Raw genomic sequence first — 17,933 nt, 5'->3', positions numbered from 1 at the left:
CTTTTGCCATCATGTTACAGAGATATGTCTATACCCGTCATACTTCAAGCCGCATGTGCGTTGGCTACGCTCAAATACTCGGCCCGTCGTGGGCCTCGCCCTGAAGGGCCGCTGCAAGCAGCGTTCAAATCTGCTCTTGGCAGATTTGTCACCCGAATCACTTACCTGAGTAAGCTCATCGGGATGAAATGAGAGACATCCTGTCTCTCACCGAAGGCCAGCCGATGGCTGGTCAAATTCGTTTCCGACGAATTTGTCCTTCTCTTGCCGCGTTACGATGCTCATTGATGAGCATCGCCCTAAAGGGCTAACGCTTCGCGTTATTCAAAACGAATACGTTTTGTCCTGAAACTCGAATTATTTAGCTAAATAACGGGCTTAGAAACCCCAGAGTAAAACAGGCTACATGAACCGTGCCAAACTTACATTGTCAATAATATCTAAACTTCAAGATACAAGGGTATTACGCTAGGTAACGCGGTTATTTCACGTATTGGAAGAGGTAGGCTTGCGCGGATTGCAAAAAGCGAAATGATTGCTCGTAAGTGCAGCAATTCAAATTCTTCTGCGGCTGATACAGTGAAAAGCCGATACAGGCAATACACAGGACGCGCTCTAGCTGATTGCCTTTTTGGCTGTTTAAGAGAGGTAAACGGAAGCGCCAGCGACAGGGCCAGAGCAGGGGAACGCCGGAGGGGGTCAGCATATCCGCGAGAATGTGGCTCAGATAACCGACGATCATGGCATGGTAGGCATCCGTCGGGATCGGCCAATCTGGTGGGAGGCGCGTCTGGATAAAGAAAATACCGGCGGCGATGGCAAGGAGGCTATGGGTAAATCCACGATGACCAAAGAGGCGGGCAATCGGTGCAGAAAGCCACTTCATGCGCTGCCCGAGGACGGATTTTGGGTGATCGATATCGGGCAGCAGCGCGGTAAGGAGTGCTCCGGGAATAATGTGCCACCAATCTCCGGTAGCCAGTGCTGGCGACAGCTCAACTTTTTTAGCCAGAATCGCGCAGGCAACAGAAAATAGCAGGTGTCCTTCCGCAGTCATGAAATGTCTCAAATAAAACTGTTATTTTATACAGTATAAGAGATTATTCCTGCCTGCGGAAGCGGTGACGGCGTAACGATTTATGTCGGCTAGGGTGCGTACCGCCTTTTATGGCGCGGCTTTCGGCTGTTCGTTGTTTGCCGGTAAGACACGTAGCCAGTTGTCCAGCAGTTGAGGCCAGGCAGCAGCGGGCAGTCCTTTGGTACCGCGCAAGCCGAAACCGTGTTTACCTTTCTCAAAGAGATGCATTTCAACTGGAATCTGTTTTGCCCGCAGCGCGCTGAACATCACCAGACTGTTATCAACCGACACTGACGGATCGTCAACGGCATGCACCAGAAACGTGGGTGGCGTTTGCGCGGTAACCTGTTTCTCTGGAGAGTAACGTACTATCTGCGCTTCCGTCGGCTGCTCGCCGATTAATTGCTTGCGCGAGCCTGCATGCGCAATATCCGTTTGCATCGAAATCACGGGGTACATCAGTACCATGAAATCAGGGCGTGCGCTTACGCTGTCAATGGCATCCGTCGCAGGGTAAACGGACTGGGCAAATCGGGTTCCGAGGCTGGCAGCAACATGACCACCGGCGGAGAATCCCATAATACCGATGCGCTGTGGATTAATGTGCCATTTCTCAGCATTGGCTCTCAGGGTTCTGATGGCTCGCTGTGCATCGGCCAATGGAGCATCGGCACCTTCTTTATGGCCTTCACCGGGCATACGGTAGGTCATCACGAAAAGCGTATATCCCTGCTGATTAAAGAATGGAGCCAGATCACTGCCTTCCTTATCCAACACGACGCGCTGGTAAGAGCCGCCGGGCGTAATGAGCAATGCCATACCATTAGGCTTCTCTGCGGGATAAACGGTAATTTCGGGGCTGCGAATACCGGTTGCTGCCCGATCGGGAAGAGAGGGATCTTTACTCCGTTCGACCACTTGTGGTTGTACGGTTGACGAAGAGGCGCCAGGCGCTTCGCCGTGTGGCCAGACAGGAAAAACAGGTTGGGCGTAACTAAATCCATTTACAGACATCATAATGGCCCCGACAAGCAGAGAACGAACAATCATGATAGATCACCTGGCAAAGGGAAGGAGGGGAGAAATCGTTGTGCAGTGGTAAAAAATAGGGTAGCCATCACATCGGAGAAAAAATGACCACCCTGAACCGCAAATTTTAATAAAGAAATAACATTCATACACGAAGAGGGTAAATCAGACACAGCAATTACAACAGCTAAAACACATGTAGTTAAATCGCAGTTAACGACACTACATATAACAACGAAACGTAACTAACTTGCTAAACCTACGACTGACATAATAAAGAGATGTTAATGATAAAAATAAAACAGGTGAATCCATTAACACTAACATCCCTTTTGCTATCTTATAACGCTTATTTAAATAATAAGACCGTTATTAGAAGCTGTATTGCACACCAACACGGTAACGCGTTTGACGATGATCGTTGGTACCAGAATCAGCAACGTTACCTACAGCCATATAAGGCTTCCAGTTTTTATCCAATTTGTAGGACAATTTTACATCGTGGTCGAAATTATATGTTTCATTGTCGTACTGGTACTGACCTGCTTTATTCGCTTTTTTGTAATCCAGCTCATAATCAACCTGGAAATCTTTCAGGAATTTATAGCTAACAACCGCGGTTAAATTATAGCCGTTTTCCTGGTTGTTTTTTGATGAATCTGTAAGATTACCGCTATTACGCTTGTAGTAAGGGCGATAACGTAAGGAGGTCGACAGATCGTCAGTAATATTCACTTTACCGCGTAGATATGGGCGGTAGTTGTTAGAGCTAGAGGTTGAATCCAAAGAGAAACCAGGCTCCAGAGAGAAGGTTTTATTGAAGTTGTAAACATAGCTGGCAACCACTTCAGTGCCATTGCTGACGGTTTCATTGAATGGTTTATTTGGTGTGCTGTCTTTATCAGATTGGCGCCATTTTGCTTCAACAGATAAACCGAAACCATTGGCAAAGCGGTGCGACATGGACAAACGATCGCGGTGATCATTTTTGGGCGTATCTTTCATTTCATGACGGTAATCGATTGTCACCGCCATTGCATTCACACTAATTAATGACGTAACTGCCAGAGCTAGTAATTTAACTTTCATTGTTATATTCCCTATTGGTTAGGATATCTCTAATAAAAAACACGCATTATGCTTTTTGGGACAAGTTCTATTTTATTTATTATTAAACTACGTTCTGTGATCGAGATCGTCTTGAGTAACAAAAAGTAAAATAGGGTTTCAAATTGTGAGGGAGATCGAATTGAATATAGCGATTGTTTTAATTTAAATGAAAAATCCCTGCCGGTAGTGCGGCAGGGATAAATTACCGAGTAAATCGGGTATTACATTACTTCATTGCGCGTTTCAGAATACGCTCAGATTGACGCTGGAAGTATTTCGCTGCGTCTTCCACAGATTTTTGGCCGTAATCGATAGACTGGATGGTATCACCAAACAGAGAAACGATTTGCGGGTCATCGAAATAAGGAGAAACGGCAACGTCATGTGGCAGAGACAGCGCCAGTTTTAACCCAGCAACGGCTGGTGCATCGTCTTTGATCACGCCATCAGCAGTCAACTGAGCAACAGCCGCTTTACTCAACGGAACACCACGTTCCAGACCCAGAGCCTGAGCACCTTCTTTGCTGTTCAGCAGGAAGTTGATCAACTGAGCAGACTCTTTAGGATGTTTCGTTGATTTACCAATAGACAACATCTGTGCAGGTTTGAAGAACAAGCCAGCATCTTTCGCACCTGGCAGCATTGGGTAGTTACCCAATTCCAGTTTTGCGGGTGGTTGCAGGTTGTCAGAGTACTTGGTAATGGTGGAGTTCCACATGTAAGTACCAGACCACTCACCACTGATCCATGGCTTCATTTCATACATATTGCTCTTACCGAAAGAAGCATAGTATTTCGTATCAGGCATGACATGGCTGTCAACCAACTTCTTATACATGCCAAAGAATTCAGCCCATTGTGCATCGGTATAGGAGAATTTCTGGTTTTTTACATCAATCGCTGGAATGTTGTATTTCTGAACCATATAAGAATTCAACAGCGCCAGAGAATCCTGATGTTCCAAGACAACAGGGTAGTATTGGTCACCCAGTTTTTCTTTGAACACTTTACCGGCGTTCAGCAACTCGTCCCAGGTTTTCGGATATTCTAAACCGGCTTTTTTCCAGCTTTCGGTGTTGAAATAGAACACACGAGCCGTAACGGAAATTGGAATACCGTTCAGTTTGCCGTTGACCGTGGTGTTTTGCAGTTCTTTATCTGCGAACTGAGTAAGGTCTAATACGTCTTTCACTTTGTTCAGATCGTAAAAACCGTCACCATTTTTAGAAAAAATCGGCAGCCAGTTCCAGTTGGTCTGCATCACATCGGGTTCGGTATTACCGGCGATCTGCGTTGTCAGACGAGACAGGTGACCATCCCAACCGGTGTATTCCGCTTTGACATTGATGTTTGGATATTGCTTGTGAAACTCTTCAATGGCCTTGAGTGTTTGTTGGTGACGGCTGTTGCCGCCCCACCAAGACATTCTCAGTTCAACTTGATCGGCAGCAAAAGACGGTGCAGCCACTAATGCCAGAGATGACGCTATTAATGTATGTAGGATCGCTTTTTTCATCGGTTACTACTCCTGTTAAAGAGAGATATTTTTTTCTGTTTTTGCATCAAAAATATGGCATTTTTCCATGTCGAACTGGAAATATACCTGACGATGCAGTCCCTTCTCGATAATCAGCCGACCTTCGTCATAAGGAATGCGGCTGGTTAATTCAAAGCCATCGACTTTTATATACATAAAAAATTCGTGACCCATGTTTTCTACGCGAACCAACTCACCCTGTGAGTGGCTGTCTTCAAATGGCGTATCTGACACGGAAACGTAGTCAGGGCGAACGCCGAAGAAGACGTCTTTTCCGATATAGCTGCGGACTTTATCTTGTTTTTCAGCACTTAACACCAGCGCGTTATTACCCACAACCACGCCAACCTGACCGTCTTTCTCGACCAGTTTGCATGGCTTGATGTTCATTTCTGGTGAACCAATGAAGCCAGCAACGAACATGTTGACAGGGTAGTGGTACAAGTTATCCGGCGTATCGACCTGCATGATGTGACCGAGTTTCATCACGCAGATACGGTCACCCATGGTCATAGCTTCAGTCTGATCGTGGGTAACATATACGCTGGTTGCCGCTTTACCGCTTTTCTTCAACTGCTTGTGCAGGTCGGAAATACGGATACGCATGGACGCACGCAGTTTGGCATCCAAGTTTGACAACGGTTCGTCAAACAGGAATACATCTGGCTTTTTAACGATGGCGCGGCCTACGGCCACACGCTGTGCCTGACCACCAGACAGCTGGCGCGGCAGACGATCCATCAGTTCTTCCAACTCCAGAATTTTGGCCGCTTCTGCTACCTGCGCTTCGATTTGCTCTTTAGGCAGTTTGCTCAGCTTCAGACCAAACGCCAGGTTCTCTTTTACCGTCATGTGAGGGTAGAGGGCGTAGTTCTGGAACACCATCGCAATCCCACGCTCTTTTGGCGCCAGATTGTTAACAACACGTTCACCAATGCGAACTTCACCGCCGCTAATGGTTTCCAGGCCTGCCAGCATGCGCAGCGTGGTGGATTTCGCACAGCCAGACGGGCCGACGATAACCATGAATTCGCCGTCTTTAATCGTCAGGTCGATGCCGTGAACCGCTTTGAAACCGTTGGAGTATACTTTTTCCAGTTTATTGAAAATCACTTCAGCCATGATAAATCCTCTATTAACCTTTAATTCCGCTGCTGGTTACGCCTTGTACGAAGTAGCGCTGTGCCAGGAAGAAAACAATAATGGATGGCAGAATGGAGATGCTGGACATGGCCAGAATTTCATTCCACGGAGCGCCTTCTGTAACGTCGATAGACATTTTCAGCGCCAGCGCAATCGGATATTTATCCACGCTATAGACATAAATCAGCGGACCGATGAAGTCGTTCATTGACCACATGAACTGGAACAGCGCAACAGAGATGATGGCTGGTTTCAAAATCGGCACGACCACATACCACAGCACTTGGAAGGAGTTACAGCCATCGATCTGGGCCGCTTCTTCCATATCACGTGGTACACCACGCAGGAACTGGATCAGCATGAACACAAAGAACCCTTGTGTTGCAAACGCGACCGGCAAGTACAGTGGCAGATAGCTGTTCAGCATGCCCATTTCACGGAACATGAGGTACTGAGGAATCAGCAACACGGTGCTTGGCAGCAGCATGGTGGCAATCAACGTGGCAAACCAGAAATTCTTCCACGGAATGTCAAAGCGAGCGAAACCATAAGCCACAATCACCGAGGAGATGACGGTCAGAACCACTTTCGGAATCACATACTGGAAAGTGTTAATCATGTAGTGACCGAAATTGTATTCCGTACCGGTTTTCCAACCATTAACGAAACCGTCCCAGGTGGCGTGGGCAGGCCACAGACCCAACGTTGTGAAAATCTCATGGTTCGGTTTGAATGATGCCGAGAACATCCACGCAAGTGGATAAAGCATCAGTAAACCAACAAACAGCAGTATCACATAACGGATAGCAGCACTGAGTTTTTCTTTACGCAATGTGCGGCGTACTTCTTCTGCGGCAACAACTTGTGCTGCAGTCAGGTTTGAATGCATGTCAGCCATTTTTTCCTCCTTTATCTGCGGAGTAGAACACCCAGTATTTCGACGATTTAAAGGAAATAGACGCAAATACCGCAACAACCAAGAACAGAACCCATGCCAAGGCAGCACCGTAGCCCATATCGAAATACTTGAACGCCGTATCGTAGATATAGAGCGAGAACAGGTAGGTGTAGTGCGTTGGACCGCCGCCAGTGATGACGTAAGGTGCCGTAAACTCCTGGAATGCCTGAGTGGTCTGCATGATAAAGTTAAAGAAAATAACTGGCGTAATCAGTGGTACCGTTACTTTCAGGAACATTTGCCATTTGGATGCACCGTCGATCATTGCCGCTTCATACTGTGATTGCGGAACGTTCTGCAATGCAGCCAGGAAGATAACCATCGCGGAACCAAACTGCCATACGCGCAGCAGGGTTACCGACATCAATGCCAGCGACGGTTCGCCCAGCCAGTTGATAGCGTCAAAGCCAAACACGCCGAGGAAGCTGTTTAACAAGCCATCGATAGCGAACAGTGCACGCCACAGTACGGCGATTGCCACGCTACTGCCCAAAATAGAAGGCACATAGTAAGCAGTACGGAAGAAGCCGATACCACGTAATTTGAAATTAAGTACAAACGCAATTAACAGTGCGAAGATTAATTTCAATGGAATGGTCAGAAATACATAGGCGAAGGTAACACCCATGGATTTCCAAAAAAGGTCATCCTCCAGGAACATACGGTGATAGTTTTCTAGCCCCGTAAATTCAGGCGAATTTATCAAATCATACTCAGTAAAACTGAGGATAAATGACGAAACAAAGGGGAAAGCGGTAAAAACTATCAGCCCTATAATATAGGGGGAGATATAGGCTAACCCCAGCATTCTGTTTTCATTCATAATGCTTACCTATTGATTAATTGTGAACCATTAAAAAAACATAAAATTAAGCTGTTAATAACTCTGGATAAATTAATTCCACGTCATAAACAATTCTATTTTCCCCGTTAACGTGAAAATCACCGTGAACATATCCACCCTGTGTCAGATACGGTGGGATATCGTTTAATTTGTTGCGACAGGCGGCAACGAAAGTCAGTAAAGCCAGCGGATAGGTATCATCCAGACGAACATAACGATGCTGTGCGGAGCGAACAAACAGACCACGATGGAAATGTTGTTCAAACAGAACGCCCGCCAGTTGCGCGGCGTAGTGTGCCCAGGATTCTGATTGCTTGTGATCGGCCAATTCGATGACGGTCAACAGCAGTAACGGGCTGGCGATGGATTGAATATCTTCTTTATTCAGTCGCGTCAGCATGGTGTTAACCAGAGCATACAGATCTTCATCACCGCTCAAACGATAAGCACGAACCAACGGTAATAAATAATCACCTTCTAATGCAAACGGTTTTAATTCGGTGCCTGCTTTACCATAATAACCATCACGTTTAAAGCGGTAACCGGTCATGTCTTGCCCGTTATTCCACATTGGACGCAGCGTATTACTGGTGACGTCATAGGCGTACTGGTAGTAATTCTTCAATCCTGAAATAACCCAGCTCAACATTTCTGAGTCGGGTTGGGTGCGCAGGATATCTAGCATGGCTAGGGGATTATCAATCAACAGCGGACGCATATCGCGGAACAGCACATTGGCTTCACGCGCGATCTCACCAAACTCTGGGCCAAACTGACGTTGGGCGCGGTCGCCAAACCAAGATTGCGTTTGGTTATCGTCTTCCGGTACCGGCTGGCGTTGCTGCGGTGAGCTGAACTGGTAAACGGGCATACCGGTTTCAGGATTGCGCGCCAACACGTATTGGCGATAAAGGTGCTTACCCCAAGCCGCGGCGTGGCTATCGCCCGTGTATTCGGCATATTTGAATGCGGCATAAATCAGGTCTGTGCCGGCATTAACAAAAGTCAGCCCTTTCGTTAACGGCAGAACAGGCCACTGTGCCGGATTGACGACGTCATGGCGGGCATGCAGGAAAACATTCGGATCGCGTTTCTTGCTGTAATCGCCATGGCGACCCAGATCCAAGGATTCCCAGTTTTCAACGTGTGCGTTCCAGAAACCCTGAAAGAAATTCAGTGTCTTTTCCGCATTCACACGGTGCAATAGCGCGTAATAGGGCAGGTGGTGCTTTAATTCATGCACCTGAGCTTTGGACTCCGGTCCTTCGCCGTCTAACGTATCCAGATTAATAAAACGGTGACCGCCCCAGTAGAACAGACCGCTATTATCATCAACGAAGTGATTCAGGAAATATTCGCTTTGTGCGATAGCGTGCTGTTGGTAACTATCATCACCCGTAACAACGCTCATGGCGCACAGCGTTCTGAGCCAGTTTTGCTGACTGGCAAAATTAGAAATAGGTGCGCTGTGCCCATCTGGGAATTGCCACACCACAGGGGCATAGTTTTCCACATCAAAGCCGTCGGCCAATAATAATGTCGGCTGAGTTTGGCTGCGGCCTTTATCTTGAACGCAAGCAATGTGGCTATCGAGTGCAGCAACCCATTCGTCGAGCTGCGATTTCCTGCTGGTGTATAAGTTTTCAAAAATACTCATGGAGTACCTTCTTATGGAACCGTGGAACAGTTCCTTATAAATAGAAACACTGTTTTGATTGATTATATTGCGCTATTAACCTTGTCGTCATGCACGCAATATCGAAAGTGTGATCAAAGTCGGAACGTTGTTTTGATTTTTTTTAAGAAAGGATTTTGGCAGGGGAAAGAATTATGGAAAATGAAATAACAACTTGAAAAACAAATAAAAAGCACAACCGGAATTGTGCTTTTTATCGTAAGTTGGCGAAATGCTGCTAAGAAAAACTGCGCTTAGCGAGCCAGCCAGCCACCATCAACAGCAATCGTGTAACCGTTGATGTAGTCAGATGCGCTGGAAGCCAGGAATACGGCTGGGCCCATCAGGTCCTGCGGTAAGCCCCAACGGCCTGCTGGGATACGATCCAGGATTTCTTTACTGCGTTCTTCATCGGCGCGCAACTGCTGGGTATTGTTGGTAGCCATGTATCCCGGCGCAATGGCGTTGACGTTGATACCGTGTTTTGCCCATTCGTTCGCCATTAAGCGAGTAACGCCCATAACGGCGCTTTTTGACGCGGTGTAAGACGGTACGCGGATACCACCCTGGAAGGACAGCATAGACGCGATGTTGATGATCTTACCGCCTTTGCCTTGTTTGATGAACTGGCGTGCAACGGTCTGAGACATGAAGAACACGCTCTTAATGTTCAGGTTCATTACGTCGTCCCAGTTTTTCTCACTGAAATCGATCGCATCTTCACGACGGATGATACCGGCGTTGTTGACCAGAATGTCAACGTGGCCAAATTCGGCAACGGCTTTCTCTACCAGCTCTGCATGACCAGAGACATTGCTCATGTCGGCGGTCAGGCTAAGGAAACGGCGCCCCAGTGCAGTGACTTTTTCGATGGTGTCTTTTGGCTCAACGATGTTGACACCGACGATATCACAACCGGCCTGTGCCAGACCGATAGCCATACCTTGACCTAAACCCGTATCACAACCCGTGATCAGAGCGACTTTACCTTGCAAATCAAAAGAATTTAAAATCATATCTGTAATCTCTCTATAAGCGACAATAATTAGTCGTTAGCTGTTACTGTAGGGAACACCGGTACTTCCGGTTGAAAGCGATTAACGTAACTCGCTAACCTTGACGTGATCCATGTCACCGAAAACCTGATTCTCGCCAACCATGCCCCAGATAAAGGTGTAGCGTCTGGTGCCAACACCGGAATGCATCGACCAGCTCGGTGACATCACCGCCTGCTCGTTTTTTATAACCATTTCATTTTTGTAACACTGTGACGGGTTTGCTGCGCTTGCCCCATCATGTGGAAAACGGCCGTTTCATTACTTACTGTTTCTGGTGAAAGCGCCGGGCGAAACAGATGATGTCGCGTGGCAGTGACAACGTCACCTGTTCCTCAACGTGCCCGGTTCTTTCTTGCTATGCGGGATGATAGTTTGGATGGGATGTGAATTCAATAAAAATGAAATAATGTTTTATTTATTTCTTGAGGGCCGTCATGGTTTTGCTTATTTTATGTTTCTTCTGGTACTGATGTGGCTAAAATGTCGCAATCCATAGTCATACACTCGTTGTCGTGCACGGTTTGTTGACGCAATAGAAGGTATGGGCAATACAAGCGTTAGAGGAGAGATGATGATGAGAAGATACTTTATTGATGATGAAACGCCGTGGGAAGAGTTGGGCGGTGGTATTAAACGCAAGATCATGACTTGGACGGATGAACTGATGATGGTGCTTGTCCATTTTGATAAAGGTGCGATTGGTACGCCGCACTTTCATGAGATTCACGATCAGATTGCTTATGTGGCTGCAGGCAGCTTTGAAGTGGTGATCGAGGGCGAGAAGCGTATTCTGAAAACTGGCGACGCTTATCTGGCGGTGAAAAACGAGATGCACGGTGTCGTTTCGCTGGAAGACGGCAGCGTCCTGATCGATACATTCTCGCCTAAGCGTGCTGATTTCCTGTAATACCTAAAACGTGGTCAGCCCATTGGCTGACCACGTTTTCCCCATTTCTCGCAGCGCCTGCTTTTCTACCTTTCCGCTTCTTTATTTCTACACCAATGCCCTACATTACGTGTTCAGCGGCCAGTTGACTCAGAGAATCCAGCTTATAGTCGGCTAGCGCCCAGCGTGCGTCAGCGCGAAACTCGGCCTGCGGAATAACAATGGAACGCATGCGTGCCGCTTTGGTGGCGATCATGCCATTCACCGAATCTTCCAGCGTCACGCATTGCGTAGGAGAAACGCCGAGTGCGTTTGCTGCATTCAAGTACACTTCAGGATGCGGTTTGCTATACGGCAGTGCTTCGGCTGACATTAAAACATCAAAGTAGTGATCTAGGTTAAACATACGCAGCACCTGCTGTTGCATGTGGAGCGGCGAAGCGGAAGCCAGCCCAATTTTGAGATTCTGTTCACGGCATAGTTGCAGCGCATGCTCAACGCCGGGCAGCAGTGGGCGCCGTTCGGCAACGAGTTCGATGGCGCGGTCGATAATACGGCGGACAACTTCATCCCGACTGAGTGTTGCCCAGGGTGAGAGCTGATACCACAATTCGACCACCATATCGATGCGTAAACCCAGCGTATCTTTCATGGATTCTCGTAGTGAAATATCGACACCCAGCGAGGCGATAACCTCCAGTTCGGCTTTGTCCCACAACGGTTCTGAATCAATCAGCAGTCCATCCATATCGAAAATCGCCGCGCGTAGAGAAGAATCAAAGGACATACCACTGGCTCCGTCAGCAAAGGAAAAGAAAATTTACTGGTAAACTATACCCGAAAGAAGGTGGCCGATCAGGCGGTGCGGGAGATAAAGTGTTGACTGCGCGTAAAGTTACAGTAGGCTACCCGTCGTACTAAAACGATACATTACCGATGTTGCGTCGCTAAGAAGGGGTTCTCATGACGTATCAACAGGCTGGCCGTATTGCCGTCGTTAAACGCATTGCCGGATGGATCCTTTTTATCCCCGCGCTGCTTTCAACCTTCGTCTCGCTAGCTAATTATCTTTACGCTTATACCCAGAAAAAACAGGGTATTGACGCTGTTCTTCTGGATTTTGTGCACCTGATGGTCGATATGGTGCGCTTTAATACGCCTTTCCTGAATATTTTCTGGTACAACTCGCCAGTACCCGATTTTACGCGTTTTTTCAGTGGGGCGACGCTGATGTTTTGGCTGATCTACATCCTGATTTTTGTTGGCCTGGCTTTGCAGGTTGCGGGTGCTCGGATGTCTCGTCAGGCGAAGGCAATAAAGGAAGGCATTGAAGATCAACTGATTCTGGAGAAGATGAAAGGGGACGGCGGGAACACGCGTGAGATGCTGGAATCACGTGTCATTGTCCCAGGACATACGATTTTCGTGCAATTCTTTCCGCTTTATATTCTGCCGGTGATTATCGCTAGTGTGGGTTATCTGGTGCTGCGCTTGTTAGGGCTACCCGTCTGAATGACGGTCTGGCGCAATGATTGCGCCAGACTCCGTATTCTTCTCACCTTTAGAGGAAACACCTCATCTTCATGCAACTGTCCCACCTTAGATCAAAAGCTGCCGTTCAATGAGCTGTTGCGCTTCAACAATATGCTTGCCGCCAAAAAGATTGGCTCGGTTCAGCAGATAATAAATCTGGTAAATAGGCTGGCGATCGATAAAGCCTTTATCCAATGGCCACACGTTTTGGTAGCCATCATAAATCTGTGCGGGCAGGGCTGGGTAGCGCGGCAGCATCGCTAAGTCACATTCCCTGTCTCCCCAATAGCAGGCCGGATCGAACAGATAAGCACCATACTGACTATTCGCACAGTTATCTGGCCACAGGTCACCGTGCAAGAGAGACGGCTGTGGCTGATGCCCCGCCAGACGCTCCTCAACGCGAGCGATCAGCGTTTCAATGTGACCAAAGTGCATCCCTTTTTCTGCTGCCAGCTGTAACTGCCATCCAATACGTTGTTCGGCAAAAAAGGTCGCCCAGCGCCGCTGCCAACTGTTTGGCTGAGGCGTGGTTGAGAGGTCGTTGTCGAAATCCAGTCCAAATTGCGGCTGGTCGCTCCACTGGTGCAGGCGAGCTAACTGTTCGCCCAGACACCAGGCACTGTGAGCATCCAACGGTTTAACGGGCAGGTATTGCAGAAGCAGGAAGCTGTGCTCGCGTGAACTACCGACACCGTAAACAGCGGGCACTCGCACGGTATTACTACGGTTCAGCAGGTGAAGCTGATCGGCTTCAGCGGTGAATTTGGCCAGCATTTCACGACTATCGCATTTCACGAAGACATCGTGCTCGCCATAACGGACGTACCAGGCTGGATGTATTTCACCACCGGACAACTCGCGGTGTTCCTGAATTTCTGCAGTACCGTGATGCTCTTCCAAAAGTCGGCTGATAGCTTGCCACATAAGGTCATCCTCCCGTTGATGTTGCCCGATACCTTGCTATTCACTGGGGTGATGCGTCTACGGTAACCCATTGAGTGTAATAAAAATGGAATCTACAGCACAGTGATAACCGATAGATGGTGATAGCGAAAAACAAGTATAGCCGGAATTAAAAATAACGGAGTTAGGATGGCGCTCAATCCACGGGATGAGGCAATAAATCGGTATGAATGACGTAACCGATGCTTGATTTCCGGTTACGTCATGTTAAGCAGAAGAAAAACAGCGGGGATTACAGTGCGCCAGTGACAACCTGAGATCTAGCCTGGCGGCGTAGTTTAAGCTGGTGGTACGCCAGCGCCAGCGTAAAGAACAGTGCCTGAACGATGACGATACAAGGGCCCGTCGCGCCATCGATATAGAAACTGATCAGGGTGCCAGCAATACAAGAAGTGACGGAAACCAGCGTAGCGACAAGCACCATGCGCCCGAAGCGCTTACAGACCATGAAGGCAATAATGCCCGGCGCAATCAACATTGCGATCACCAGAATAACGCCGACGGCCTGCAATGATGCAACGATAGTCATTGCCAACAGGCTTAATAACCCGTAGTGCAGCAGCTTAACGGGCAGGCCGATGACGCGGGCATGATTGGGGTCGAAGCAGTACAGCATCAAATCTTGCCGTTTCAATAACACAATACCCAGCGTCACCCCGGCAATCAGTAAGATTTGTGTCAGCTCTTGCTGGGTGATGCCCAGAACATTACCAAACAGAATATGGCTCAGGTGCTGATCGGTATCGATACGGGCAAACATGACGAGCCCCAGAGCAAACATGCCGGAAAAGATGATCCCCATTACCGTGTCTTCTTTGACCCGGCTGTGCTCTTTCACGTATCCCGTGGCTATCGCACAAAAAATGCCGGAAAAAAACGCCCCGATAACCAACGGAATTCCCAGTAAAAAAGCGACAACGATGCCGGGCAGCACTGCATGGGAAATGGCATCACCCATTAGCGACCAGCCTTTCAGCACCAGATAACACGACAGAACCGCGCAGACCATACCTGTGACGACGGCGGCGAGTAACGCACGTTGCATGAAAGGATAAGACAGGGGATCGAGTAACCAGCTCATTAGCGTCATAACGCATCTCCTGATTGTTCGCGTAGCCGCAGGCGGCGCGATGCCAGCAACCCATGTTTGGGGGCAAAGACAAACGCCAGCAGGAAGACGACGGTTTGCAAGGTGACAATCACGCCGCCGGTTGCGCCATCAAGGAAAAAGCTCAGATACGCGCCCACGGCGCTGGTAATGGCACCCAGTGCAATAGAGATCACAACCAGACGACCAAATCGGTCGGTGAGCAGGTAAGCGGTGGCCCCCGGGGTAATCACCATCGCGATAACCAAAATCGCCCCAACCGTTTGCAACGCCGCGACAGTACAGGCGCTCAGCAGCGTAAAGAACAGAATTTTCAGTTTCAGCGGGGAAAGGCCAATCGAACGGGCGTGGTTCTCATCAAAGAACACGGCCAGCAGATCTTTCCACAGCAAACAGAGAATCAGGAACGTCACGCCGATGATGATTTCAACTTGCAGAATATCTTCGTCGGCAATCCCCAAAATATTGCCGAAAATGATGGACTGCACGTTAACTGATGTCGGGTTTAGCGAAATAATCAGCAGGCCGACAGCGAAAAACGTTGAGAAAATAAAACCGATAATCGCATCTTCGCGCAATCGGGTAATGTGACGGATGAGCGTCATTGCCAGCGCGGCGAGCATGCCGGTGAAAAATGCACCAGCAGCGTAGGGTAGGCCCAATGCATAGGCACCCGCAACACCGGGGACGACGGAGTGGGAGAGTGCATCGCCCATCAGCGACCAGCCTTTCAACATCAGGTATGCAGAAAGAAAAGCGCACACGCCGCCGACAATCGCGCTGACCCAGATCGCTTTGACCATGTAGTTATAGTTGAATGGCTGCAACAGGATATCGATCATCAGGGCTTTTTCTCCTCCGGTATGGCGCGTGACGCAGGAGGATCGCTCTTGGTTGAACCATAGAACACGGCTGGACGTTCATCGTCTGTCAGCACCGTCACTGAGCGGGCGTCATCGTCGTCATGCAGATGAGATCCTCCGAGATTGATGTGTCGCAGCACGCCACCGAACGTTTTCTCCAAATTGCTTTGGGTAAAGGTACTGTGCGTGGGCCCGGCGGCTAAAACGGTACGATTGACTAAAATCACGTTGTCGCAAAACTCTGGAACGCTGCCGAGGTTATGGGTGGCCACCAAAATCAAATGGCCTTCATCGCGCAAGGTGCGCAGCAGATCGATAATGGCGTTCTCCGTTTTAACGTCGACGCCGGTGAAAGGTTCATCCAGCAGCAATACGCTGCCTTGTTGAGCCAACGCCCGCGCCAGAAACACACGTTTTTTCTGTCCGCCGGAGAGTTCACCGATTTGGCGATGTTGCAGCGTCGATAGCCCGACGCGCTCCAGCGATTCCGCCACAATGGTGCGATCTTGCTTACTCGGGATGCGCAGGAAATTCATCCGCCCGTAGCGCCCCATCATGACGACGTCGGAAACCAGAACGGGAAAATTCCAGTCCACATCCTCTGTTTGGGGAACATAAGCAACCAAATTCTGTTTCAGTGCTTGATAAATGGGGCGCTGATTGAGCAGTACCTGCCCTGAGGTTGGTTTGACCAATCCCATGATGCTTTTGAACAACGTTGATTTTCCACTGCCGTTGACGCCAACCAAGGCGCAAATTGTACCGCCAGTCAGGGAAAAAGAAGCATGGCGAATAGCCTGATGCCCGTTGCTGTAAGTAACCGAAACATCATTGACGTCTAATGACTGTACTGCTCGATCGCTACTCATTGATTAAATCCTTTCGCGATGGTTTCCACCGTCACTTTTAACAGGTCGATATAGGTTGGCACTGGGCCTTTTTCTGTAGACAGCGAATCAACATACAGCACACCGCCGTATTTCGCCCCCGTTTCTTTACTCACCTGTTTTGCCGGTTTATCGGAAACGGTACTTTCGCTGAAGACCACAGGGATAGCCTTCTCACGCACGGTATCGATAACTCGGCGTACCTGCTGTGGCGATCCTTGCTCGTCGGCATTGATTGGCCAGAGATAGACTTCATTGAACTGATAATCTTTCGCCAGATAGCTGAATGCACCTTCACTGGTGACTAACCAGCGCTGCTGTTCTGGGATGCGGGATAGTCGCTCACGCAGCGGTGCGTCGAGAGCCTTAATTTTTTCCGCATAGGCTTTGGCGTTACGATTATACGTCTCTGCATTGGCGGGATCGGCTTGCACCAAGCCTTTGCGGATATTCTCAATATAGACTAGTGCATTGGAGGGAGACATCCAGGCATGTGGGTTTGGATTGCCATTATAGGCACCTTCGCGGATAGGAAGTGGTGTGATGCCTTCCGTTACCACAACGGCGGGTACATTTTTTACGTTTTCGAAAAAGCGCGTAAACCAGCGTTCAAGATTCATCCCATTCCACAGTACCAACTGCGCAGACTGTGTTTTAACAATATCGCGCGGTGTCGGTTGATAATCATGAATTTCTGCACCGGGCTTGGTGATGGACTCGACCGTTGCGGCATCGCCAGCAATATTCTGTGCGATATCCTGAATGATGGTAAAGGTGGTGATGACTTTAAGTTTTTCAGCCGCCTGAGCGGAGGTACTGGCTAAAAACAGTAAGGCGCACGGCAGCGCGATACGACGGAACAGGGCAGGCAAACGGACGTGAAAACCAATCATGCGAATATCCTTACAAACCGTGAAAATTCTATAATGAGAATAGTTATCAATATCATTTAAGTCAAGAGGCAGAGAAGGGCAGGGAGTCAATATTGGAAGGTGTCTCATGACACAAGAAATCACTGTTCGCAGGCTCGTAGCACGTGCTTGCGTGGGTAAGGAACGCATCATGCTCCTTTAGTAACATAAATGTTGCTTTAATTTAATGAATCGTACTTAAGGTTACAACGAAAGTCTAACGGTAACGGTAGTGAACTGTCGCATGACTATACATAGTTATACACATGGCGAAATTTGCGTCAAAAAGAGGGAGAAATCTGATGCGGCCTTAAGAAAATAACAATGGCTGCCGATAAATCATAAAG

General features: G+C 48.5%; 16 protein-coding genes and 2 pseudogenes. 2 read left to right on the top strand and 16 right to left on the bottom strand.

The genetic code is table 11. From position 1 onward, the window contains the following. Window positions 1-550: 550 nt before the first annotated feature. The 10 genes and pseudogenes from H0247_RS02635 to H0247_RS02590 all read right to left on the bottom strand — a co-directional run. Window positions 551-1,057: pseudogene (locus H0247_RS02635) on the bottom strand (metal-dependent hydrolase); the annotation flags it as partial. 108 nt (window positions 1,058-1,165) lie between these two features. Then, window positions 1,166-2,128, bottom strand: coding sequence for a pectin acetylesterase PaeX (gene paeX, locus H0247_RS02630; protein ID WP_180741120.1), 963 nt, complete (start codon window positions 2,126-2,128; stop codon window positions 1,166-1,168). 351 nt (window positions 2,129-2,479) lie between these two features. Continuing rightward, entirely contained in the window at window positions 2,480-3,196 is a 717-nt protein-coding gene (locus tag H0247_RS02625; RefSeq protein ID WP_180741119.1) for an oligogalacturonate-specific porin KdgM family protein, read from the bottom strand. Between the two features lie 247 nt (window positions 3,197-3,443). After that, window positions 3,444-4,733: an ABC transporter substrate-binding protein gene (locus H0247_RS02620; protein WP_180741118.1), complete on the bottom strand. Its 1,290-nt coding sequence runs from the start codon at window positions 4,731-4,733 to the stop codon at window positions 3,444-3,446. Window positions 4,734-4,748: 15 nt separating this feature from the next. Next, window positions 4,749-5,876: an ABC transporter ATP-binding protein gene (locus H0247_RS02615; protein WP_180741117.1), complete on the bottom strand. Its 1,128-nt coding sequence runs from the start codon at window positions 5,874-5,876 to the stop codon at window positions 4,749-4,751. A 13-nt stretch (window positions 5,877-5,889) separates the two neighbouring features. Further along, complete coding sequence (locus H0247_RS02610) at window positions 5,890-6,795, bottom strand: carbohydrate ABC transporter permease (protein ID WP_180741116.1); 906 nt, start codon at window positions 6,793-6,795, stop codon at window positions 5,890-5,892. Then, the gene (locus H0247_RS02605; RefSeq protein WP_180741115.1) at window positions 6,788-7,678 is read right to left on the bottom strand and encodes a carbohydrate ABC transporter permease; all 891 of its coding nucleotides are present in this window, start codon (window positions 7,676-7,678) and stop codon (window positions 6,788-6,790) included. The genes H0247_RS02610 and H0247_RS02605 overlap by 8 nt, the downstream gene beginning before the upstream one ends. A 46-nt stretch (window positions 7,679-7,724) precedes the next feature. Then, on the bottom strand, window positions 7,725-9,356 hold the full coding sequence (pelW, locus tag H0247_RS02600) for a pectate disaccharide-lyase PelW (protein ID WP_180741114.1): 1,632 nt from the start codon (window positions 9,354-9,356) through the stop codon (window positions 7,725-7,727). Between the two features lie 272 nt (window positions 9,357-9,628). Then, window positions 9,629-10,390 (bottom strand): 2-dehydro-3-deoxy-D-gluconate 5-dehydrogenase KduD, encoded by a 762-nt coding sequence (kduD, locus tag H0247_RS02595; RefSeq protein WP_180741113.1) that lies wholly within the window; start codon window positions 10,388-10,390, stop codon window positions 9,629-9,631. An 81-nt stretch (window positions 10,391-10,471) separates the two neighbouring features. Beyond that, window positions 10,472-10,698 (bottom strand): annotated as a pseudogene (locus tag H0247_RS02590) (5-deoxy-glucuronate isomerase); the annotation flags it as partial. A gap of 308 nt (window positions 10,699-11,006) precedes the next feature. On the opposite strand from H0247_RS02590, the gene H0247_RS02585 reads away from it, so the two are divergent. Beyond that, the gene (locus H0247_RS02585) at window positions 11,007-11,339 is read left to right on the top strand and encodes a cupin domain-containing protein (protein WP_180741437.1); all 333 of its coding nucleotides are present in this window, start codon (window positions 11,007-11,009) and stop codon (window positions 11,337-11,339) included. A 100-nt stretch (window positions 11,340-11,439) separates the two neighbouring features. On the opposite strand, the gene hxpB is transcribed toward H0247_RS02585, so the two are convergent. Next, window positions 11,440-12,105 carry a hexitol phosphatase HxpB gene (gene hxpB, locus H0247_RS02580; protein ID WP_180741112.1) on the bottom strand — a complete coding sequence of 222 codons (666 nt, stop codon included), beginning with the start codon at window positions 12,103-12,105 and terminating at the stop codon, window positions 11,440-11,442. Between the two features lie 176 nt (window positions 12,106-12,281). Between hxpB and H0247_RS02575 the strand changes: the two genes are divergently transcribed. After that, window positions 12,282-12,830, top strand: a complete 549-nt coding sequence (locus tag H0247_RS02575; protein ID WP_180741111.1) for a YniB family protein — start codon at window positions 12,282-12,284, stop codon at window positions 12,828-12,830. Between the two features lie 87 nt (window positions 12,831-12,917). Here H0247_RS02575 and H0247_RS02570 read toward each other — a convergent pair whose 3' ends face one another. The 5 genes from H0247_RS02570 to H0247_RS02550 all read right to left on the bottom strand — a co-directional run bounded on the left by H0247_RS02570 (window position 12,918) and on the right by H0247_RS02550 (window position 17,568). Beyond that, a complete protein-coding gene (locus tag H0247_RS02570; protein WP_180741110.1) occupies window positions 12,918-13,778 on the bottom strand; it encodes a fructosamine kinase family protein in 861 nt (286 codons plus the stop codon). Window positions 13,779-14,049: 271 nt separating this feature from the next. Then, window positions 14,050-14,907 carry a metal ABC transporter permease gene (locus H0247_RS02565; RefSeq protein WP_180741109.1) on the bottom strand — a complete coding sequence of 286 codons (858 nt, stop codon included), beginning with the start codon at window positions 14,905-14,907 and terminating at the stop codon, window positions 14,050-14,052. Continuing rightward, complete coding sequence (locus tag H0247_RS02560; RefSeq protein WP_180741108.1) at window positions 14,904-15,767, bottom strand: metal ABC transporter permease; 864 nt, start codon at window positions 15,765-15,767, stop codon at window positions 14,904-14,906. The genes H0247_RS02565 and H0247_RS02560 overlap by 4 nt, the downstream gene beginning before the upstream one ends. Further along, the gene (locus H0247_RS02555; RefSeq protein ID WP_180741107.1) at window positions 15,767-16,657 is read right to left on the bottom strand and encodes a manganese/iron ABC transporter ATP-binding protein; all 891 of its coding nucleotides are present in this window, start codon (window positions 16,655-16,657) and stop codon (window positions 15,767-15,769) included. The genes H0247_RS02560 and H0247_RS02555 overlap by 1 nt, the downstream gene beginning before the upstream one ends. Then, window positions 16,654-17,568 carry a metal ABC transporter substrate-binding protein gene (locus H0247_RS02550; protein ID WP_180741106.1) on the bottom strand — a complete coding sequence of 305 codons (915 nt, stop codon included), beginning with the start codon at window positions 17,566-17,568 and terminating at the stop codon, window positions 16,654-16,656. Before H0247_RS02550 ends, H0247_RS02555 begins: the two co-directional genes overlap by 4 nt. Window positions 17,569-17,933: the final 365 nt, after the last annotated feature.

The sequence above is a fragment of the Pectobacterium sp. CFBP8739 genome (assembly GCF_013449375.1).
Classification (GTDB): Bacteria; Pseudomonadota; Gammaproteobacteria; order Enterobacterales; family Enterobacteriaceae; genus Pectobacterium.
The sequence above is the reverse complement of the archived record's forward strand: the minus strand, read 5'-3'. Positions and strand labels throughout refer to the sequence as shown.